This is a genomic window from Streptomyces sp. JL2001 (assembly GCF_050917515.1).
GTDB lineage: Bacteria > Actinomycetota > Actinomycetes > Streptomycetales > Streptomycetaceae > Streptomyces.
This window is the reverse complement of sequence record NZ_CP169421.1, coordinates 504,885-524,354: the sequence shown is the minus strand read 5'-3', so window position 1 is coordinate 524,354 and position 19,470 is coordinate 504,885. Positions and strand designations below refer to the sequence as shown.

The 19,470-nt window shown below is 73.9% G+C and carries 18 protein-coding genes; 11 read left to right on the top strand and 7 right to left on the bottom strand.

Annotation, left to right across the window (positions count from 1 at the left end):
• The first annotated feature begins 92 nt into the window (after window positions 1-92).
• On the top strand, window positions 93-605 hold the full coding sequence (locus ACE1OA_RS02410) for a tetratricopeptide repeat protein (RefSeq protein ID WP_386545209.1): 513 nt from the start codon (window positions 93-95) through the stop codon (window positions 603-605).
• Between the two features lie 83 nt (window positions 606-688).
• Here ACE1OA_RS02410 and ACE1OA_RS02405 read toward each other — a convergent pair whose 3' ends face one another.
• Window positions 689-1,006, bottom strand: a complete 318-nt coding sequence (locus tag ACE1OA_RS02405) for a cupin (RefSeq protein ID WP_356605101.1) — start codon at window positions 1,004-1,006, stop codon at window positions 689-691.
• Between the two features lie 362 nt (window positions 1,007-1,368).
• Here ACE1OA_RS02405 and ACE1OA_RS02400 point away from each other — a divergent pair, with 362 nt between their 5' ends.
• Complete coding sequence (locus ACE1OA_RS02400; RefSeq protein WP_432752142.1) at window positions 1,369-2,319, top strand: AurF N-oxygenase family protein; 951 nt, start codon at window positions 1,369-1,371, stop codon at window positions 2,317-2,319.
• A 45-nt stretch (window positions 2,320-2,364) separates the two neighbouring features.
• Window positions 2,365-4,077: an FAD-dependent oxidoreductase gene (locus ACE1OA_RS02395; RefSeq protein WP_432752141.1), complete on the top strand. Its 1,713-nt coding sequence runs from the start codon at window positions 2,365-2,367 to the stop codon at window positions 4,075-4,077.
• Between the two features lie 131 nt (window positions 4,078-4,208).
• Here ACE1OA_RS02395 and ACE1OA_RS02390 read toward each other — a convergent pair whose 3' ends face one another.
• Window positions 4,209-4,889, bottom strand: a complete 681-nt coding sequence (locus tag ACE1OA_RS02390) for an SDR family oxidoreductase (protein WP_386545202.1) — start codon at window positions 4,887-4,889, stop codon at window positions 4,209-4,211.
• A gap of 168 nt (window positions 4,890-5,057) precedes the next feature.
• Here ACE1OA_RS02390 and ACE1OA_RS02385 point away from each other — a divergent pair, with 168 nt between their 5' ends.
• Complete coding sequence (locus ACE1OA_RS02385; protein WP_386545200.1) at window positions 5,058-5,399, top strand: DUF5713 family protein; 342 nt, start codon at window positions 5,058-5,060, stop codon at window positions 5,397-5,399.
• A gap of 296 nt (window positions 5,400-5,695) precedes the next feature.
• Window positions 5,696-6,877 (top strand): DUF6924 domain-containing protein, encoded by a 1,182-nt coding sequence (locus ACE1OA_RS02380; RefSeq protein WP_432752140.1) that lies wholly within the window; start codon window positions 5,696-5,698, stop codon window positions 6,875-6,877.
• 53 nt (window positions 6,878-6,930) lie between these two features.
• Here ACE1OA_RS02380 and ACE1OA_RS02375 read toward each other — a convergent pair whose 3' ends face one another.
• Window positions 6,931-7,512 carry a TMEM165/GDT1 family protein gene (locus ACE1OA_RS02375; protein WP_356605089.1) on the bottom strand — a complete coding sequence of 194 codons (582 nt, stop codon included), beginning with the start codon at window positions 7,510-7,512 and terminating at the stop codon, window positions 6,931-6,933.
• Between the two features lie 320 nt (window positions 7,513-7,832).
• Between ACE1OA_RS02375 and ACE1OA_RS02370 the strand changes: the two genes are divergently transcribed.
• From ACE1OA_RS02370 to ACE1OA_RS02360, 3 genes are all read left to right on the top strand, one after another.
• Window positions 7,833-8,609: a TetR/AcrR family transcriptional regulator gene (locus ACE1OA_RS02370; protein WP_432752139.1), complete on the top strand. Its 777-nt coding sequence runs from the start codon at window positions 7,833-7,835 to the stop codon at window positions 8,607-8,609.
• Window positions 8,606-10,000, top strand: coding sequence for an MFS transporter (locus tag ACE1OA_RS02365; protein ID WP_432752138.1), 1,395 nt, complete (start codon window positions 8,606-8,608; stop codon window positions 9,998-10,000). The genes ACE1OA_RS02370 and ACE1OA_RS02365 overlap by 4 nt, the downstream gene beginning before the upstream one ends.
• Window positions 10,001-10,071: 71 nt before the next feature.
• Window positions 10,072-11,205 (top strand): PP2C family protein-serine/threonine phosphatase, encoded by a 1,134-nt coding sequence (locus ACE1OA_RS02360; protein WP_432752137.1) that lies wholly within the window; start codon window positions 10,072-10,074, stop codon window positions 11,203-11,205.
• Window positions 11,206-12,344: 1,139 nt separating this feature from the next.
• Here the strand turns inward: ACE1OA_RS02360 and ACE1OA_RS02355 are convergent.
• Both ACE1OA_RS02355 and ACE1OA_RS02350 read right to left on the bottom strand, forming a co-directional pair.
• Window positions 12,345-13,721 carry an NtaA/DmoA family FMN-dependent monooxygenase gene (locus ACE1OA_RS02355; protein ID WP_432752136.1) on the bottom strand — a complete coding sequence of 459 codons (1,377 nt, stop codon included), beginning with the start codon at window positions 13,719-13,721 and terminating at the stop codon, window positions 12,345-12,347.
• On the bottom strand, window positions 13,718-14,896 hold the full coding sequence (locus ACE1OA_RS02350) for an LLM class flavin-dependent oxidoreductase (protein WP_432752135.1): 1,179 nt from the start codon (window positions 14,894-14,896) through the stop codon (window positions 13,718-13,720). The genes ACE1OA_RS02355 and ACE1OA_RS02350 overlap by 4 nt, the downstream gene beginning before the upstream one ends.
• Before the next feature lie 542 nt (window positions 14,897-15,438).
• On the opposite strand from ACE1OA_RS02350, the gene ACE1OA_RS02345 reads away from it, so the two are divergent.
• Window positions 15,439-16,641 carry an alpha/beta hydrolase family protein gene (locus ACE1OA_RS02345; RefSeq protein WP_432752134.1) on the top strand — a complete coding sequence of 401 codons (1,203 nt, stop codon included), beginning with the start codon at window positions 15,439-15,441 and terminating at the stop codon, window positions 16,639-16,641.
• A gap of 62 nt (window positions 16,642-16,703) precedes the next feature.
• Here the strand turns inward: ACE1OA_RS02345 and ACE1OA_RS02340 are convergent, their stop codons facing one another.
• Window positions 16,704-17,153, bottom strand: coding sequence for a cupin domain-containing protein (locus ACE1OA_RS02340; RefSeq protein ID WP_432752133.1), 450 nt, complete (start codon window positions 17,151-17,153; stop codon window positions 16,704-16,706).
• 151 nt (window positions 17,154-17,304) lie between these two features.
• Here ACE1OA_RS02340 and ACE1OA_RS02335 point away from each other — a divergent pair, with 151 nt between their 5' ends.
• Window positions 17,305-18,243 carry a GlxA family transcriptional regulator gene (locus tag ACE1OA_RS02335; protein WP_386545803.1) on the top strand — a complete coding sequence of 313 codons (939 nt, stop codon included), beginning with the start codon at window positions 17,305-17,307 and terminating at the stop codon, window positions 18,241-18,243.
• 208 nt (window positions 18,244-18,451) lie between these two features.
• Here the strand turns inward: ACE1OA_RS02335 and ACE1OA_RS02330 are convergent, their stop codons facing one another.
• Window positions 18,452-19,036 (bottom strand): nucleosidase, encoded by a 585-nt coding sequence (locus ACE1OA_RS02330; protein WP_356604855.1) that lies wholly within the window; start codon window positions 19,034-19,036, stop codon window positions 18,452-18,454.
• A 206-nt stretch (window positions 19,037-19,242) separates the two neighbouring features.
• On the opposite strand from ACE1OA_RS02330, the gene ACE1OA_RS02325 reads away from it, so the two are divergent.
• Window positions 19,243-19,446, top strand: a complete 204-nt coding sequence (locus ACE1OA_RS02325; RefSeq protein WP_356604853.1) for a cold-shock protein — start codon at window positions 19,243-19,245, stop codon at window positions 19,444-19,446.
• Window positions 19,447-19,470 lie beyond the last annotated feature (24 nt).

The following is a 19,470-nucleotide window of genomic DNA, read 5'->3' as shown; positions in this document are numbered from 1 at the left end:
CCGGGGCTCCACAAAACCGGGGGCGCGGTATGGCGGTCCGTCATCTGGATCGCTCCCACCCGCTTCCCGCGGCGACCTGCGAGGATGGCGCCATGAGCGAACATGCGAACGGCGCGCGGGACGAGTTGCTGGCCGAGGCGGTCGCACTGCGGGAGAAGGGCGCCCGCGAGGAGGCACGGGAACGTCTCCTCGCCCTCGCCGCACGCCATCCGGAAGACGCCGAAGTGGCCTACCAGACCGCCTGGGCGCACGACGTCCTCGGCCTGGAGGCCGAAGCCGTCCCCTTCTACGAGACGGCGCTCGGTGCCGCCGCAGCGCTCGCCGAGGAGGACCGGCGTGGCGCGTTCCTCGGACTCGGCAGCACCTACCGGGTGCTCGGCCGCTACGAGGAGGCCGTGACCACCCTGCGCCGCGGCGCCGAGGAGTTCCCCGACGACGGGGCGCTGCGCACCTTCCTCGCCATGGCCCTGTTCAACACCGGCGAGCACCACGAGTCGACGCGGCTCCTGCTGCGCCTGCTCGCCGCCACCAGCGAGGACCCGTCGGTGCGCCGTTACCGGGAGGCCGTCGAGTACTACGCCGAGGACCTGCACGAGACCGTGTGACGTCCGTCCGCCCTCCCGCCGTGGACCCCGCCCGCCCCGGCCCGGCGCGGCCGTTACCGCCGGACTCCCTCGGCGGGGTGCGCTCAGTCGTTGACGGCGGTGAGCAGCACGACCGCGTCCTCCAGCGCGGAGAGTCCGTGCCGTTCCTTCGGGATCATCTGCAGCTCGCCCGCCGACAGCTCCTGCGACCGCCCTCCCGCCGTGAGGGCCACCCGGCCCCGCAGGACCTGGAGGCTCGCGGCGGGCGGCGCGTTGTGCTCGTCCAGGGCCGTACCGGACACCAGCGCGATGACGCTCTGCCGGAGCACCCCGTCGTGGATGACCACGTGGGCGCTCCGGCCGTGCGCGTCGGTGCGCGCCTTGGCCATGTGTTCGTCGGCGAGGGCTGCGAGATCCTGCATCGTTTCTCCCTGCGGGCTGCGCGGGCTGTCCGTCCCAGCCTTGCGCGAGTCGGGCGGGACGCAAGTCGAGACCCCGGCCCGCGTGCGCCGCGGCGGGCCGGGCGCCGCCCTTCGCCCAGGGGTGCACGTCTCCTCCCGCCCCGCCTCGACGGGAGTTCACCGCCGACGGTGCCGATGCCGGCCGCGGCCGTGCCCGTGGAGTCGACCGGCCTCCGGGCGGCCGTGCCGTGAAGAGACGGTACGGATTTCTTACCGGGGGGTAGGCCCACCCGGTGCTCTTGTTATACGTTCCGTCTAACAGCTTGCTAGACGTGACGTCTAATAAGCCGACGGGTCGATCACTCGATTCAAGGAGCCGCAGGATGGCAAGCAGCACCGTTCGGCCGGAGGGCCGGGATCAGGAACAGGGCCCCGCCCGGGGCGACGACCGTGACCGCCTCGACGAGCAGGAGGTCGCGCGGCGACTGCTCGACTCCGCCGCGAAGCTGTCGTACGACCCCGCCACCGAGGTGGACTGGGACACCCCGCTCGACAAGGAGTTCCACGGCGCCAGCCCCGAGTGGAGCACCCTGTACGGCACCGCCTACTGGAACGAACTCACGGAGTCCCAGCGCAAGGAGCTGACCCGGCAGGAGGCCGCCTCCGTCGCCAGCACCGGCATCTGGTTCGAGATGATCCTGCAGCAGATGGTGCTGCGCGACATCTACGCCAAGGACCCGACAGGGCCGGAGTTCCAGTGGGCGCTCACCGAGATCGCCGACGAGTGCCGCCACTCGATCATGTTCGCCCGCGGCGCGGCCAAGCTGGGCGCCCCGGCCTACCGGCCCCGCCGCCCCGTCGTCGAACTCGGCCGGGCCTTCAAGACGCTCGCCTTCGGCGAGGCCGCCTACGCGGCGATCCTGGTCGCCGAGGAGGTCCTCGACGTCATGCAGCGGGACTGGATGCGGGACGAGCGCGTCGTACCGTTCGTCCGCACCATCAACAACATCCATGTCGTCGAGGAATCGCGGCACATGAAGTTCGCGCGCGACGAGACCCGCAAGCGACTGCGTCGAGCCGGGCCCCTCCGCCGCCGGATCCACGCCTTCGTCATCGCCGTCGCCTCCTACTTCATCGTCACCAGCATGGTGAACCGCGACGTCTACGCGAACGCCGGGCTGGACACGCGGCGCGCCCTCGTCGAGGCCCGGGCCAACGAACACCACCACTCCCTGATGCGCTCCAGCTGCTCCGGTCTCATGGAGTTCCTGGCCTCGGCCGGCCTCCTCACCAAACCCGCGCTGGCCTTCTACAAGCGCGCCCACCTGATCTGAGCCGTCCCCGTCCCCGTCCCCGAGCGAGCGACCCGAGCCGACGACATGACCTACGTCATCACCCAGACCTGCTGCAGCGACGCCACCTGCGTCGCCGTCTGCCCCGTCAACTGCATCCACCCGACCCCCGAGGAACGGGCCTTCGGCAGCACCGAGATGCTGCACGTCGACCCGAAGGCCTGCATCGACTGCGGCGCCTGCGCCGACGCCTGCCCCGTCGACGCGATCCTCCCCGCGGACAGCCTGCCGAAGGCGCAGCGACACCACCTCGCCCTCAACGCCGCCTATTTCGCGGACCAGCCCTCCGAACCGGCGCCCCCGGGCCCCAACTTCCACCCCTGGGGCCGACCCGACTTCGCCCGGAGCATCCCCTCCGACTTCGCGCCGATCCGGGTCGCCGTCGTCGGGACCGGCCCGGCCGGCATGTACGCGGCCGAGGACCTGCTGCTCCACACCAACGCCGAGGTGACCCTCGTCGACCGGCTGCCCGTGGCCGGCGGACTGGTCCGCTACGGAGTGGCGCCGGACCACCCCGCGACCAAGAAGGTCGGCGAGACCTTCGCCCGCTTCCACGACCACCCCCGGGTGCGCATGCACCTGGGCGTCGAGGTCGGCAGGGACGTCACCGCCGAGGAGCTCGCCGCCCACCACGACGCGGTCGTCTACGCCGTCGGCGCCTCCACGGACCGCCGGCTCGGCGTCCCCGGCGAGGACCTGCCGGGCAGCGTCCCGGCGACCACGTTCGTCGCCTGGTACAACGCCCACCCGGAGGTCGCGCCCGACGCCGTCACGCTGACCGGCCCGCGCGTGGTCGTGGTCGGCAACGGCAACGTCGCGCTCGACGTCGCCCGCATCCTGGTCTCCGACCCGGCCGCCCTCACCGCCAGCGACATCGCCGGGCACGCCCTCGCCGCACTGAGCGCCGCTCGGGTGCGCGAGGTGGTGCTGCTCGGCCGGCGCGGCCCGGAGGACGCCGCGTACACCACGTCCGAACTGCTCGCGCTGCGCCACCTGCCCGGAGTGGACCTGGTCCTCGACGACCACGATCCCCGGGTCGGCGAGGCGATCGACGCCGCGGCCCCCGGGGACCGGGCCGCGCTCCTCGCGGGCCTACCCCGCGAGACGGTCGACTGGTCGGCGGACCCGGATCCGGCCCGGCGGCGCATCGTCCTGCGCTTCCACTCCGCACCCGTCGAGCTCGTCGGGGAGCCGCCCGCCGGGGCGAGCGGGGAGCCGAACGGCCACGCCGACGCCCCGGGCCGTGGCCGCCTCCCCCTGCGGGCCGTCCGCGTCACCGGCGGTCGGGGTCCGCAGGACCTGCCGGCCGGCCTGCTCCTGCGGGCGATCGGCTACCGCGGCGCCCCCGTCCCCGGGCTGCCCTTCGACGAGGCGACCGGCACCGTCCCGCACGAGGTCGGCCGGGTGACGGGGCGGCCGGGAACCTACGTCGTCGGCTGGATCAAGCGCGGCCCGTCCGGCGGTATCGGAGCCAACCGCACCTGCGCCGCCGAGACCATCGGCAGTCTGCTCGCCGACGCCGTCGACGGCGCCCTGGCCGCGCCCTCGGCCGCGCACACGGCGAAGGCGTTCCAGCGGCTGGCCCGCAGCCGCAGCCGCCACCTCGTCGACGCCCGCGGGCTCGCCGCCATCGAGCGGGCCGAACGGTCCCTGGGGCGCGACGCCGGGCGCCCGCGTGTCAAACTCGGCACCGTCGCGGAGCTGGTGGCGGCGGCGAGGGGCGGCCGCTGGAAGCGCTGACCGACCGCGCGGCACCGCACGGGTCCCTCTCCGACACGCCGGGGAGGGGCCCGCCCGTGCAGGGGTGGCGCGCCGCCCGCGTGCTGCCGCCCCGCATCGCGCCGTCCGCCCGTGGCCCGCGTTCGGCCGGGTCAGCCGGCGAGACCCGCCTTCACCCGGCGGGTGATCTCGTCGGCGAGCACCTCCTCGCGTCCCGCCTCGACCGCGTCCAGCGTCTGGGCGGCCACGTCGGCCGGGCCGGTCTTGGGCTGGGCGACACCCGCCGCCATCTCCGTGTCGATGAAGGCCGCGTGGGTGGCGACGACCAGGGTGCCCTGCTCGCGCAGTTCCTCGCGGATCGCCCGGGTCATCGACCAGGCCGCCGCCTTGGACACGCCGTAGGAGCCGGCCTGCGGGAGGCTGTGCCAGGCGAGCACGGAGAGCATGTTGACCAGCGCGCCGCCGCCGTTCTTCCGCAGGACCGGGGCGAAGGCGCGGCACATCGCCAGGGTGCCGAAGTGGTTGGTCTCCATCTCCGCCCGGGCATCCTCCAGGCCGGGCGCGGTCAGCAGCGAACCCCCGCGCAGGATGCCGGCGTTGTTGACCAGGAGCGTGGTGTCCGAGCAGAGGCCGGCCGCGGCGGCGACCTGTTCGGGGTCGGTGATGTCGAGGCGTACGGGGATCAGGCGGGGGTCCGTCACCTCGACGGTCTCCGGGGCGCGGGCCGCCGCGTAGACGGTGCGGGCGCCCCGCGCGAGCAGGGCGGCGGTGAAGGCGCGGCCGAGGCCGCGATTGGCGCCGGTGACGAGCGCGGTGCTGCCGGTGAGGTCCACGGGTGCTCCGGAGGGATGCGGGCGCGGGGGAGCCCGCGCGGCGAACAGAAGTAAGTTTGAAATCTGGATTCACCCTAGACCGGTGCGTGCGGAAAGCAAACCCGAGGGGCGTTGTCAGTGGCGGGGTGGAGGATGGTCCCGACCGTGCCGACGAGGGGAGAGAGGCGCATGTCGATCACGAACCAGCAGGTGGCGGGACACGCCTTCCTGCGTGCGCTGTACGAGGACGGGTACTACCCGGACCATGTCGTCGACCGGGGGAGGGCGATCCTGCTGCGACTCTGCGAGCGGGTCGAGGCGGAGCGCCCGGCGGACCTGCCGGCGCTCTACGCGCTCACGGACGCGGCGACCCAGGAGTTCAACGCGCTGGAGGCGGAGTTCGAGGCGGCCGGGAGCGAGATCGAGACCGTGGCCCGCGAGGAGATCGCCGAGGACTTCTCCTTCGTGGCGTCGGCTTACGGATTCCCGCACGCCGACACGGAGGAGCTGATCGCCGTACGGGAGTGGTGAGCGCCCCGGCCTGGCCCGGGGGAGACCCCCTTGTCCTCGGCCGTGTGGTGCCGGGTGAGGCCGGGCGGAACGCGTGGCGGCGCGTGCGTGGTTCGGGCGGCCGCTCACCGTCGGCCGTCACCTGGTGCGCCGCCTCCTCGCGGAGCCGGCCGCGCTCCTCCCGGAGGCGGATGTCCACGTCGGCGAACCGGTTGCCGAACGCCGCGAGGCTCGGCCGCCGGATCGGCGGATGTCCCCGGGCCGCCGTGCTCGCACCCGACCGCCCCCGGAGAGAGGCCCGCCGATAGGTTCGTCGTATGACCGCACAACGGGCCGACGTCCACCACTCCGTCTCGACCTGGCGGCAGCCGCTGCCCCCGACCGCCTCCTCCCGGCGCGACGCGCTGGTCGGCGAGATCGCGCAGGAGATCCTGGCGCGCGGCACCGGCCGGCTCCTGGTGGGGATCGACGGGTTCACCGCGGCCGGCAAGACGAGCTTCGGGCACGAACTGGCGGAGCGGCTGAGCGCCGCCGGGCGCCCCGTCCTGCGGGCGACGCTCGACGACTTCAAGAAGCCCTGGAAGGACCGCCACCTCTACGACCGGGAGTCGGGAGAGGGCTACTACCGCAACGCCTACGACTACGAGAGCGCCCGACGCCTCCTGCTCGACCCGGCCCGCTCGCCCGCGGCCGACTCCTGCGCGCTGTGCGGCATCGACCCGCTGACCCAACGGGACCACTCGGCCGAACGGACACCGCTCGCCCCGGACGCCGTGCTCGTCGTCGACGGGGTGTTCGCCTTCCGTCCCGAGACGGACCGGTACTGGGACTACCGCATCTGGCTCGACGTCGACGCCGAACTCTCGGTCCGCCGGGGCGCCGCACGCGACCGGAACTGGGCGGGCTCCGACGCGGAGTCGATCCACCGCGACCGCTACCTCGTGGCGGAACGCATCTACCTCGACGAGGTCGACCCGCTCCCCAGGATGGACGCGGTCGTCGACAACACGGACTTCGCCGCCCCCTTCCGTCTCGCGCCGAGGCGGCGGCCGGCCCTCACCGGGCGCGGCGCGTTCGACGCGCTCGTCGTCCGCACGGACTACGCGGACGACGAGGGCTGGCGCCAGGTGAGGGCAGCGCTCGCCGAAGACCCTGAACTCACCGTGCACGTCGTCGACGACCCGGCCTGGTCGGGCGCCGGCCCGGACGAGGTACGGACGGCGGCGGCCGGCGACGAGGACCTGGGCGTCGTGTTCCTCGCCGACGCCACGACGATGACGGCAGCTCACCGGGCACTGCTCGCCGTGACCCTCCTCGACCGCGCGGACTGCGAGGACGACGAGGACTACGCCCGGCTCACCGAGTTCGGAGACCGGTTCCGCATCGTGCCGGCGGGTGTCCACGGCGTGCACGTCAGCCTGGCCCTGGGCGACATGGGATTCGAGGAGTACGCCGGGTGGGCGGCCGAGGACCCCGAGGGAGTCCTGCGGAACGCCTGACGCGAGTGTGCCCGGGCCGCCGGGCCCGGGCACACCTCAGTCGTACGGCTCCGTCAGACGAAGATCTCGGTCAGCGACCAGATCGCCAGCCCGGCCATGCACAGCCCGCCGATCCGCTGGACGGTCTTCAACGGGACGCGCTTGGCGATGAAACGGCCCGCGAGCAGAGCGAGGGCCGAGACGCTCATCAGGGCGGCGGCCGAACCGATCGCTGTGGACCAGGTCCCGTTGGTGGCGGCCAGGTTCGCCGTGGTGATCTGTGTCAGGTCGCCCCACTCGCTGATGAAGACGGCCATGAACGCCGTCGAGTACACCGGCCAGAAGCCGGTCACCGTGCGGCTGCCGGCCTCGTCCTCCTCGTCGCCGCCCCCGCCCCGCAGCAGCATGAAGGCGCCGAAGGCGAAGAGCAGGGCCGAGATCAGTTTGACGATCCAGTCGGGGAGCAGCCCGATGAGGCTGCCCGCGCCGACGGCGATCGCGACGTGCACGAGGAACGCGGTCGAGGTGCCGAACCAGACGTACAGCGGGCGCATGCGCGTGCCCATGGCGAGCGACGCGAACATCGTCTTGTCGGGGAGTTCGGCGAGGAAGATCAGCCCGAAGGCGGTGAGGATCGCCAAGGGGTCGAGGTGCATACCGGGGCTCTCTGCTCGGTCCGGGCCCGGGATCCGCACGGCACCACGGTGGGCGACGGGAAGAACCACTCGGCCCGGCATGACGGACCACACCCGCGGGAGGCGGGCACGGCGAATGCCTGGCCGAAGGTCTCGCCCGTCCGCGCTTCGCACGGACCCGGTCACCGGGAACCCGAGGGCTCCAGTGTGTCGACGACCGGTTCGCAGGGCTACTCCCCTTCGCTGTCGCCCAGTGTAACCGAGTGGATGGAAGGCCCCGCCGGCACCCCGGGTCTCGATCTTGGTAGACAGTGTCTACGCATGGCTGGTAGACACTGTCCATGACCTCAGAGCCCCCGCCCGTACCCGGCCCCGACCTGGGCACCACGCCGTCCGCATCCGACGGAGGACGAGACGCCGACCCCGGCCTGCGCGGCCGGCTGATCGCCGCCGGCGTCGAGCTGGTGCACGCGGAAGGAGCCCAGGCCCTCACCCTGCGCGAGATCGCCCGCCGCGCCGGCGTCTCCCACGGCGCGCCCCGCCGCTACTTCCCGACCCACCTGGACCTGCTGTCCGCCATCGCCCGGGAGGGCTTCACCCAACTGGGCGCCCGCGTCGCCGCGACGGCGGGCGACGACGACGTGGCGCTCGCCGCGACGACAGGCGGCGAGGACGTGGCGTTCGACGCGACGACAGGCGGCGAGGACGTGGCGTTCGACGCACCCGCATCGGACGGACCGCAGGCCGCCCGTGCCCGACTCGACGCCCTCGCCCGCGCCTACCTCGACTTCGCGCTGACCCGCCGGGGCATGTACGAACTGATGTTCCGTCACGACCTGCTGGAGAGCGGACGGCTCGGCCTGCGCGACACCAGCCTGCCCCTCTTCGCGCTGCTCACCGGACTCGTCGACCACGCGCTCGCCGGGAGCGGCACCACGTCCCGGCCGGACTCCGCCGTCGTCGCCGGCGCGCTCTGGGCCAACCTGCACGGCATCGCCCAGCTGTGGAGCTGGGGAAGCCTCGCACTCGCCACGCGCACCGAGAACCCCGAGGACCTCGACACCCTGCTCCGGGCTGCCCTCGACGCCCATCTCGGCCCCACCGGGGGTGAACGGTGATACGCGCCCGGCACCTCACCCTGGCCTGCAGCGTCGTCGGAGCCGCGGTCGTCGCCCTCGACGGCACCGTCCTCACCGTCGCCCAGCCCGCCCTGCGGCGCGACCTCGACGCCGGACTCGCCCAGGTGCAGTGGGCGAGCACCGGATACCTCGTCGCCGTGGCGAGCCTCCTCGTCTTCGCCGGGCGACTCGGGGACCGCTACGGCCATCGCCGCGTCTTCGCCGTCGGCACCCTCGGATTCGCCGCGGCCTCGGCCGGTATCGCGCTCGCGCCGCACATCGGCTGGGTGATCGGCCTGCGGGTCGTCCAAGGCGTCTTCGGAGCGCTGCTCCAGCCGGCCACCCTCGGCATGCTGCGCGCCGCCTACCCGCCCGAGCACCTCGCCATGCCCATCGCCCTGCGCACCAGCGCCATCGGCCTCGCGGCCGCCGCCGGCCCCGTCGTCGGCGGCTCACTGGTCACCGCGTACGGCTGGCGCACCGTCTTCGTCCTCACGGTGATACCCGCCCTCGCCATCGGGCTGCTCGCCCTCGTCGAGCGCACACCGCGCCCCGCCACGCCCCCGGCCGCCGCCCCGACCTCCCTGGACCTGCCCGGCGCCGCCCTGCTCGCGGTGACGCTGGCCGGGCTCGTGCACGTGCTCGTCGCGCTGCCACGGGACGGCGCGACGGCCCCGACCCTGCTCGTCCTGGGTGCCGCCGTCCTGGCCGGGGCGGCCTTCGCCCGGCACGAGCGCCGCACCGACCACCCCCTCCTGCCGGCCGAGATCGTGCGCTCCCGCCCCGTCATGGCCGGACTCGGGGCGCTGCTGGCCGTCTCCGCCGCCCTCTTCGGCACGCTGTTCGCGGGGACGTACTTCCTGCAGGACGTCCTCGGCCTCGACGCGCTCCACAGCGCCCTGTGGTCGCTGCCGCTCGCCGTCCTGATGGTGCTCGGAGCGCCGACGGCCGCCGTACTCCAACGCAGGTTCGGCCCCCGCCGGACCGCCGTGTCGGGCGCCGTCCTGCTCACCCTCGGCGTCCTGTCGTTCTCCCGGCTCGACGCGGGCGCGACCGCACCGGCGGCCGGCGTCTGCTTCGTCCTGCTCGGCGCCGGATTCAGCACGGTCATGGTCACCGCGACCGCGGTCGTCGTGCACCGGGCCGCCGAGGCCACCGCCGGAGTCGCCGGCGGCCTCCAGCAGACGGCCCTCAACATCGGCCCCGCTCTCGGCGTCGCCATGGCCACCCTGCTGCTCACGCTCGAACCCGGCGATGCCTTCGTGCCGGCCATGCGCCGAGCGCTCCTGGCCCTCGCAGCCCTGGGCGCCCTGGGCGCGATCGCCGCGCTGGGCCTGCCGGGCCGCACGGCACGGGACACGGAACCCGCGGCAGTGGCGTCCGTCCCGTGAAGGCCCGGGCGGACACGCCAGGACCGCGCCACCGCCCCAGGGCGAGCGCCCCCGCTGCGTACGATCATGAAATGTCCTCAGATGGTGACCGCCCGCCCCCCGGGTCCAGGACGCGCCGGCACCGCTCCCTCGGCCGCATGCTGCCCTTCCTGGTCATGGCGCTCACCGTCACCGTCGACCTGCTCACTCCCCAACGAGAGCGCTTCGACCGGTTCCTGGCCGCCGTTCCCGCACTCGCCGCCGTCAGCTGGAGCGCCCGCGGGACGGTCGTCATCGGCCTGATCGCCATGGCCATGCGCGCCGTGCTGTCGGTGAGCCGGGGCGAACCCCTCGTCCCGGACCTCCTCCTCAACGAGGCCGTGCTGGCCGCGGTGACCGCCGTCGCCGCCTGGGCAAGCCGACTCCGGGAGCGCTACGAACGGGACCTGCGCGAGGTGACCGCCATCGCCGACGTCGTCCAGCGCGTGGTGCTCCGCCCCCTCCCGGCCCGCCTCGGACCGGTGGGCCTCGACCTGCTGTACGTCGCGGCCGCCGCCAAGGCCAGGATCGGCGGCGACTTCTACGAGGCGGTCCGCGTCCCCGGAGCCGTACGGCTCATGCTCGGCGACGTCCAGGGCAAGGGGCTCGGCGCGGTGGAGACCGCCTCCGTGCTGCTCGGCTCCTTCCGCGCAGCCGTCGACCAGGCGCCGGACCTCGCCGCGCTGGCCGACCGCCTGGAGGAGGGACTCGGCCGGTACGGAGCCTGGGCCCCCGACTCGGACGCCGCCGAACGGTTCGCCACGGTCGTCCTGGTGGAGATCCCGGACCACGGTGACGTCGTACGGCTGCTGAGCTGCGGCCACCCCGCCCCGCTGCTCCAGCACGGCAGAGAGGTCGCGCCCGTCGCCTTCGCGGACCCGTCCCTGCCGGTCAACCTGTCGGGGCTGCTCCCGGCGCGGCACCACATCGAGGAGGTGCCCTTCGAGCCGGGGGACCGCCTGCTGATGTTCACCGACGGGGTGAGTGAGACCCGCGACGCGTCCGGCACCTTCTACCCACTGGAGGAGCGGATGCGCGGCTGGCTGACGGAGCCCGGCAGCCGCATTCCGGACCTCCTGCACACCGACCTCGCCGCCTACGGCACGGGCCACCTCGACGACGACGTCGCCGCCCTCCTGGTGGAACGCCTGCCCCGCCCGGCGGCGGCCCCGGCGCCTCGGCCTTGAGGTGGTGGGGTGGGGGGTGGCGGTGGGGTGGGGTGGGACACGTTCCGAGGCGCTTGGCGAGGGCACCGGCCTATGGCCCTTGGGGGCAGCCCTGTTCGGTTGCTTCTGGTGGTTGGCCGCCCTCTCTCCGAGTGTGGCAGCCGGGTCCGTGCCCTCAAGGGCGCTCCTTCGTCGCGTCGGCTTCGCCGATTTCGCTTCGCTCCACCCTTGACCGCCCGGTCCCGGCTGCCTTTTCACACTCGGAGGGCGGCCCGGGGAGGGGCCAGGCGGGGGGTTCGGGGTGCCTCGGGCGCCGTAGGCGGCCATCGGCTTTCGGGGTGGCTTCCCGCACCCATTGAATGGGGTGACGCGGCGGCGCTTAGCGTCGATCCGTCGTGTCTTGGCGGAGATTCATGCCCCGCTGGTCATTCCCGGTGGGGGTGAAGCCGAATCCGCAGCCGTCATCGCCGGCTCGGGTCAGGGGGGCGCGGGGCGCGTGGGGCGGCGGTCGCGCGGATCCCATCCGTCCCACACATCCCATCGCCGACCCGGGATGGACTGCTCAATGACGCTACGGCGTACATTAAGCCTCCCGGGAGTCCGATATGCCCGTGAAGTCCCTATCCCGTCCCGGTTACCGCAAGTAATGTACGCGCTAGCGTCATTCGGGAGTCCCACTGCCGGCGAAGGATCGACACCGGCCTCGATGGCGGCCGGCTTGAGACGTCACCCCTTCCAAGGACTCTCGGATCCGGCTTCACCCCCACCGGAGAGTGACCAGCGGGGCATGAATCCCAGCCGGGAATCGAGCGGCATCCGCTAAGCCATGCCCGACCGCCCCATTCAATGGGTGCGGGAAGCCACCCCAAGGCCGATGGCCGCCGACGGCGCCCGAGGCCCACCGGGCCCCGGGGCGGATGCCCCCTCCCCGGGCCGCCCTCCGAGTGTGAAAAGGCGGGTGGAGGTGACGGGTCAAGGGTGGGCGCAGCCCATCGCGCAGCGACGCGACGAAGGAGCGCCCTTGAGGCGGCGCCGTAACCCGCCACACTCGGAGAGAGGGCGGCCAACCACCAGAAACAAACGGAGACCGGCCCACCCCAAGACCCCAGACCCGCACCCGCAAGCGCCCGCCCCTCGGGCCGCCCCCGCCCCCCGCCCCCCTACACCGTCGCCAGGCCGGCAGGGCGGAGGCCGAGGTGGTCACGGAGCGTCGTGCCCGTGTAGGCCGTGCGGTAGGCGCCGCGCTCCTGGAGCTCCGGCACGAGGAGGTCCACGATGTCGTCGAGGCCGTCCGGGACGAGGTACGGCGAGATGTTGAAGCCGTCGATCGCGCCGTGCCGCGCGAAGTGGACGAACTTCTCGGCGAGCCCGGCGGGCGTCCCCACATGGCCGCGCTGCGGGCCGAGCTCGATCACCGTCTCCCGCAGGGACCAGCCGTTGGCCTCGGCCTTCGCCCGCCACTCCGCCACGACCGGGCGCGGATCGGAGACCCGGCCGGCGCCGAACGTACCCGTGTCCTCCTCGACCACCGGATCCTCCGCCGGCAGCGGGCCGTCGGCGTCCCGGCCGGACAGGTCGATGCCCCACAGCAGTCCCGCGATGCCCAACGCCGTGGCGGGGGTGACCTGCTGGAGCCGGACCCAGCGGGCCTTCTCCTCCGCCTCCTTCTCGGTGGCGCCGATGATGATCTCCGTACCCGGCAGGATCCGCACGTCGTCCTCGGGGCGTCCCGCTGCGCGCAGCCGGCGGCGGATGTCCTCGGCGAAGGCGAGCGCGTCGTCGAACTCCGTGCCGTGGGCCGAGAAGATGACGTCCGCGTTGCGGGCGCCGAAGTCCCGGCCGGCCGGGGAGTCGCCGGCTTGGAAGATCACCGGATGCCCCTGGGCGCTGCGGGGCAGGGTGGGTGTCAGGTCGATGTCGAACTGGCTGCTCCGGGCCCGTACGGGGCGCACTCCACCGGGTACCGACCAGGACCGTGCGTCGGCGGTGTCGGTGACGGCTCCGCTCGCCCAGCCGTCCCAGATGTCGCGGGCGACGGCCAGGAACTCCTCGGCGCGCCGGTAGCGGTCGGCGTGGTCGAGGAAGCCGCCGCGCCGGAAGTTGGCGCCGGTCCAGGCGTTGTCGGTGGTGACGACGTTCCAGCCGGCGCGTCCCTCCGAGAGCAGGTCGAGGCCGGCGAAGCGGCGCGCGAGGTCGGCGGGCTCGTTGAACGTCGTGTTGGAGGTGCTGACCAGGCCGATCCGGTCGGTGACGGCGGCGAGCGCGGCGAGCTGGGCGATCGAGTCGGGGCGTCCGGCGACGTCCAGCTCGTGGATCTTCCCGTCCACTTCGCGCAGCCGCAGGCCGTCGCCGAGGAAGAAGGCGTCGAAGAGGCCGCGTTCGGCGGTCTGCGCGACCCGCCGGAAGGAGGCGGGGTCGATCTGTGAGCCGCTCGCGGGGTCGGACCAGATCGTCCAGTGGTTGACGCCCTGGAAGAAGACGCCGAAGTGCAGCTCGGCGTCGGGGCGGGGCACGTCCGTGAGATCGGTGCGGGTCATCGGGTCTCCTCCCGGACGGTGGTGGCGGCTGCGGTGACGGCGGTGGCGTCGGCGACGTCAGCGCCGACGTCCGCGCGCGGTGCGGCGAAGCGGCTCGCGGGCCGGGGCAGGCCCAGGGTGGTCCGCAGCGTGGCGCCGGGGAGCGGGCGGCCGGCGACGCGGCGGGCGAAGAGCTCGGGCAGCACCAGGCGGGACAGGACGGAGAGGTCCTCGTCGAGGACGAGGGGGCGCAGCCGTACGCCGTCGACGTGATGGCTCAACTCGGTGAGCAGTGCGACGAGTCCGGCGGCCGATCCGACATGCCGCAGACGGTGCGGGGCGTTGTGCCATGGGGCGTGCCGTTCCAGGTCGGCGACACGTTCTTCGGCGGACTCGCCGGGTGTGTCGAGGGCGACCTCGACCTCGGCGAACGCCAGCGGCGCGCCGGAGCGGGCCGCCGCCTCGCCGAGTCGTGCGGGGGAGGCGCCGTCGACCAGGGCGACGTCGATCAGCTCGGGAGGTACGAGACCCTCCCGCGCGAGGACGACCGGCCTGCCCTGCGGCGGGCGCGGGACGATCCCCGGGCCCTTGACCGTGTAGGTGTCACCCGTGAAGTCGATGTAGTGCAGACGGTCCCGGTCGAGGTAGCGGCTGGTGGCGACGGACCGGATGACCGCATCGTCCTCCCAGGAGTCCCAGAGGTCCCGGACGACCCGTATGGCGTCACGGGCTTCGCGGCCGACTGCCTCGGCGCCCTCGACCGGGGGGCGGCCCCAGGCCCGGGCCGCGTCGGTGCTCGCCTGCCCCGACTCGTCGGCCGTCGCCACCCAGGCGGCGCGGCCCGCCGAGATGTGGTCGAGCGTGGCCAGTTGGGAGGAGAGATGGAACGGTTCGGCATAGGTCGTGGACGCGATCGGGGCGATGCCGAGCACGCTCGTGGACGCGGCCACGAAGGCGGCGCGCTCGACGGCGCCGATCCGGCCCACGATGTTCGCCGTTGCGTCGCCGGCGGGCGGCAGCAGGCTGTCGTCCAGGGTGACGAGCGTGAAGCCGGCGTTCTCGGCGGCGGCGGCGACCCGCGCGACGCGCCGCGGGGTCAGCAGCTCGCCGGGCGCGTGCGCGGCCCGGCGCCAGGCGGCGGGATGGTCACCGTCGCCGTCGATCTCGACGGCGAGGTACAGGGGTGGCTGAGGCATGGGGGTGGGGTCCTTCCACGGGCACACGGGGACCGCGCTGGCGCGACGCGGCGCACCGGCGGGTGGGGAGAGGATTCAGCTGTGTGCGGAAGGACAGATGGCGGAGGCGGTGCGGCAGAAGTCGACATGCCGACGGCAGATGAGCCTCGTGCCCCCCACGCGGACGCCGGCACGCGGCGACGCGATCGGTGCACGCACGAGGGCCTCCACTGGTCCGAGGGGAACGTCTCAGCTTAGGCAGGTGGCCTTTCGCGCTGTCAAGGTCGTCCCGGCCCCTGGAACACCCGCCGGGAGACGTGCCGCGCCGACGAAATCCCCTGTTCACGAACGAGGTTCGCCGGGCATCGAACCGGCGGTCGTGACGCCCGGGTGCGGCAGCGGGGCGACCGTGCGCACGTCGTCCGATTCCGCGTCCGACCCAGACTCGACTGCGACTGCGACTGCGACTGCGACTGCGACTGCGACTGCGGTCTGACGGGGTGCCGGGGAAGTGCGCCCGTGGGCTGACGCGCCCGACGACGTCCGGACGTAGCGTCCGGGGCATGGTTGAACTCACCCGGACGGCTTCGGCCGTCTTACTCGCCTGCGCGCTGGCCCTTTCCGTCCCGCTCGGCGCGGCAGCGCCGGCCGCGTCCGCCACCGTCATCGCGCCCTCCTCGCCCGGTCATGCGGCGGCCGGGCCCGTCGCCTCCCGGGCCCGACTGCCCGAGCCCACGGGCCCGTACGCCGTGGGGAGCTCGGTCCTGCACCTTGTGGACCGCTCCCGTCCCGACCCCTGGGTCCCGACGGCGGACGGACGGGAACTGATGGTCACCGTCCACTACCCGGCGGCGCGGCACGGCGCCGGCCGGCCGGCACGGTACGCCACCACGGAGGAGGCCCGGCTGCTCGTGCGTGGGCTGGGGATCGAATCCTCCGTCCCCGCACGGGAGTTGGCGGCCATGCGCACCCACAGCAGGGTCGACGCCCGCCCCGCGGCGGACGGTCGCCACCCGCTGGTCCTCCTCTCGCCGGGCTTCGGGGCGTCCCGCTACACCCTGACCCACCTCGCCGAGGATCTCGCCTCCCGCGGCTACGTGGTGGCCTCCGTCGACCACGCCTACGAGTCCTTCGGCACCGCGGTCCCCGGCGGGCGGATGCTCACGTGCGTGGCCTGCGAGGTGGTCGACGCGGGCGCGGATCCGGCCCGGGTGACGTCGGCGCGGGCCGCGGACGCGGCCTTCGTCCTGGACCGGCTCACCGGCCCCCGGGCGGCCTGGCGTCACGCCCGGATGATCGACACCGCCCGGGTCGGGATGGCCGGGCACTCGATCGGCGGCGCGAGCGCGGCCACGGCGATGGCCGCCGACCGGCGCATCGACGCCGGGATCGACATGGACGGTGCCTTCTGGGGTCCGCTGCCGCCGGACGGACTGGGCGGACGTCCCTTCATGATGCTGGGCACGGACGACGAGGTGCACCGGCCCGGGGGCACCGACACGACCTGGGACGCCACCTGGCCGAGGCTCGGAGGCTGGAAGCGCTGGCTGACCGTGGCGGGCGCGAACCACTTCACCTTCTCGGACAGCCCGGTGATCCTCGGCCACTTCGGCCTGCCGGGTCCCGCGCTGCCCTCCGAGCGGGCGGTCGCCCTCACCCGAACCTACGTGACCGCCTTCTTCGACCGGCACCTGCGCGGGCTGCCGCAGCCCCTCCTGGACGGCCCGAGCGCCGCGCATCCGGAGATGGCCTTCCACACCCCCTGACCGCCCGGACGCCCGCCCCGGGGGCCCGCCGTCCGCAGTCGGTGACGCCCCCGGGTACCGCCTCAGAGGTCCAGGACGTGGCCGGTCGTGGCGTCGACGTGGTCCGGGATCTCCTCGTGGTCGTCGCCGACCGTCGGCGTCCCGGTCGGCTCGAACATGAGGAGGGTGGCGCCGGACGGGGCGGAGGGCCGGTGCCGTACGCCCTTGGGGACGGTGAAGACCGAACCGCGGGGCAGCGTCACGGTGCGTTCCGTCCGCACCTCGCCGGCGGCCGCGTCCGCCCCGGCCGCCGGGAGTTCCCGCAGGGCGATGTGCAGTTCGCCGTCGAGGACGAGGAAGAACTCGTCCGTGTCGTCGTGCACGTGCCACACGTGATCGCCGGCCACCTTGGCGATCCGCACGTCGTAGTCGTTCACCCGCGTCACGATGCGCGGGCTCCACAGGGCGTCGAAGGTGGAGAGGGCCGCGGCCAGGTCGACGGGGCCGCCGTTCGGTGCGTTCAGGCTGCTCATGAGCCCATGGTGGGGCCGGACGAGGGTCCGCCGTGAGTGCTAGAAAGAGCACATGGCGCAACGATCCTCGCAGACGCAGACGCAGACGCAGACGCAGAGCCAGACGGGGAAGCTCCCGGACGGGAACGGTCCCGCCCCGCACCGGGTCGTCGTGATCGTCGACCGGAACTCCAACCCCTTCGAACTCGGCTGCGCCACCGAGGTCTTCGGCCTCCGCAGGCCCGAACTCGGCGGCGATCTGTACGACTTCCGGCTCTGCTCGCCCGAGCCCCGCACCCTCATGCGGGACGGGTTCTTCACGCTGACGGGCGTCGCCGCGCTCGGCGCGGCCGACGCCGCGGACACCTTGATCGTCCCCAATCGCCCTGATGTGGAGGTGCCGCGCCGCCCCGCCGTCCTCGACGCGATCCGCCGCGCCCACGCCCGCGGCGCACGACTGATCGGCTTCTGCAGCGGTGCCTTCACCCTGGCCGAGGCCGGCGTGCTCGACGGCCGGCGCGCCACCGCGCACTGGCAGTGGGCCGACGACTTCCGGGCCCGTTTTCCCTCCGTACGGCTCGAACCGGACGTCCTGTTCGTGGACGACGGCGACATCCTCACCGCCGCGGGCAGCGCCGCCGCGCTCGACCTCGGGCTCCACGTCGTCCGCCGCGACCACGGCGCCGAAGTGGCCAACGCGGTCAGCCGGCGACTGGTCTTCGCGGCCCACCGGGACGGCGGACAACGGCAGTTCGTCGAACGGCCCGTCCCCGACCAGCCCGACGAGTCGTTGGCCCCGCTGCTCGCCTGGGCCCAGGAGCGGCTCGACGCGCCGCTCGCCGTCGCGGACCTCGCCGCTCAGGCGGCCGTGAGTCCCGCGACCCTCCACCGCCGCTTCCGGGCCCAGCTCGGCACCACCCCGCTGGCCTGGCTCACCGGTGAGCGGGTGGCCCTGGCCTGCCGGCTCATCGAGCGCGGGGAGTCCCGCTTCGACGTCGTGGCCCGCGCCAGCGGCCTGGGGACGGCCGCCCATCTTCGCGCGCTGATGCGCCGGGAGACCGGGCTCGCCCCGTCCGACTACCGCCGTCGCTTCGGGCCGTCCGCCGGCTGACGCCGCCGAGCGAGCCCCGGGCAGGGCCGCAGCCGCCCGGGCCTTCGGCGGCACCGGGGGACGGGACCGCCGGCGAGCCCGCTGCCGCGCCGCGACGCCGCGTGGACGCACCCGACACGGCGGAAGGGCGGCACGCCGCGCGTGCCCGACGTGGTGCCGGTCGGCTCAGGGCGGCACGCCGCGCGTGGCCGACGTGGGGCCGGTCGCCTCAGGAGCGGTACGGCGTGTTCTGCGCGGCCCAGTCGGCCAGGGACCGCGCGCACTCGGCCACCGCGTCGCGCCACGTCTTGGCCGCGCCGTCCCCCGCCTCGTCGCTGACGTGCTTCACGATCCGCAGCGGCACCCCCGCCGAGGCGGCCGCGGTCGCCAGCGCGTAGCCCTCCATGTCGACCAGCGCGGCGTGGGTGGCCAGCCGGGCGCGGGAGGCCTCGTCCGCGATGAAGGCGTCACCGGTGGCCAGGATGACGTCGCCACCGTCGGGAAGCGTCAGCGGCTGCCCCACCGTCTCACCGGTCAGCGTGGCCAGCAGCTCGCCGTCGAGGTCGTGCTGCAGCACGGTGCCGACGACGTGCGTCCCCGCCCAGCCCGTCCGCAGCGCCCCGGCCGTGCCCAGGTTGACCACGCCGGACGGTCGCGACACACCGGCGAGCACGGACGTGAGCGCGATCGCCGCGTTCACCTTGCCCATGCCGGTCAGCAGGACCGGCAGGTCCGTGTCGAGGAACTGCGCCTCCTCCTTGACGGCGAGGACGAGCAGGGGCCGGTCGGCCGTGATCTTTCCGATGAGTTCCATGGGGCCACGCTAGTTCCGCCGGACCCGCGCCGTACACCTGGCACCCGGCACCCCGTGGGCGAGGCCGCCGTGCCCGCCGCCGGGACTTCCCCGCCGCGGCGAGGGACCATGGAAGGGTGCGGGTGCCGCCGGAGGCCGCGGACCGCGACCGTCAGGCCGGACGCCCGCGCAGCGGGAGTCGCTCCCGCCGCATGAAGGAGATCATCATGGCAACCGGCACAGTGAAGTGGTTCAACGCGGAGAAGGGCTTCGGTTTCATCGCCCAGGACGGCGGAGGCCCGGACGTGTTCGTCCACTACTCGGCCATCGCCAGCACCGGGTACCGCGAGCTCAACGAAGGCCAGCAGGTCGAGTTCGACGTCGTCCAGGGCCCCAAGGGACCCCAGGCGGAGAACGTCAGCCCGGTCTGACCCGACCCGGCGGACGAGGGCTTC

Coding starts and splice junctions, on each gene's coding strand:
- ACE1OA_RS02410 (WP_386545209.1), top strand. CDS start 93: ATGAGCGAACATGCGAACGGCGCGCGGGACGAGTTGCTGGCCGAGGCG.
- ACE1OA_RS02405 (WP_356605101.1), bottom strand. CDS start 1,006: ATGCAGGATCTCGCAGCCCTCGCCGACGAACACATGGCCAAGGCGCGC.
- ACE1OA_RS02400 (WP_432752142.1), top strand. CDS start 1,369: ATGGCAAGCAGCACCGTTCGGCCGGAGGGCCGGGATCAGGAACAGGGC.
- ACE1OA_RS02395 (WP_432752141.1), top strand. CDS start 2,365: ATGACCTACGTCATCACCCAGACCTGCTGCAGCGACGCCACCTGCGTC.
- ACE1OA_RS02385 (WP_386545200.1), top strand. CDS start 5,058: ATGTCGATCACGAACCAGCAGGTGGCGGGACACGCCTTCCTGCGTGCG.
- ACE1OA_RS02380 (WP_432752140.1), top strand. CDS start 5,696: ATGACCGCACAACGGGCCGACGTCCACCACTCCGTCTCGACCTGGCGG.
- ACE1OA_RS02375 (WP_356605089.1), bottom strand. CDS start 7,512: ATGCACCTCGACCCCTTGGCGATCCTCACCGCCTTCGGGCTGATCTTC.
- ACE1OA_RS02370 (WP_432752139.1), top strand. CDS start 7,833: ATGACCTCAGAGCCCCCGCCCGTACCCGGCCCCGACCTGGGCACCACG.
- ACE1OA_RS02360 (WP_432752137.1), top strand. CDS start 10,072: ATGTCCTCAGATGGTGACCGCCCGCCCCCCGGGTCCAGGACGCGCCGG.
- ACE1OA_RS02355 (WP_432752136.1), bottom strand. CDS start 13,721: ATGACCCGCACCGATCTCACGGACGTGCCCCGCCCCGACGCCGAGCTG.
- ACE1OA_RS02350 (WP_432752135.1), bottom strand. CDS start 14,896: ATGCCTCAGCCACCCCTGTACCTCGCCGTCGAGATCGACGGCGACGGT.
- ACE1OA_RS02345 (WP_432752134.1), top strand. CDS start 15,439: ATGGTTGAACTCACCCGGACGGCTTCGGCCGTCTTACTCGCCTGCGCG.
- ACE1OA_RS02340 (WP_432752133.1), bottom strand. CDS start 17,153: ATGAGCAGCCTGAACGCACCGAACGGCGGCCCCGTCGACCTGGCCGCG.
- ACE1OA_RS02330 (WP_356604855.1), bottom strand. CDS start 19,036: ATGGAACTCATCGGAAAGATCACGGCCGACCGGCCCCTGCTCGTCCTC.
- ACE1OA_RS02325 (WP_356604853.1), top strand. CDS start 19,243: ATGGCAACCGGCACAGTGAAGTGGTTCAACGCGGAGAAGGGCTTCGGT.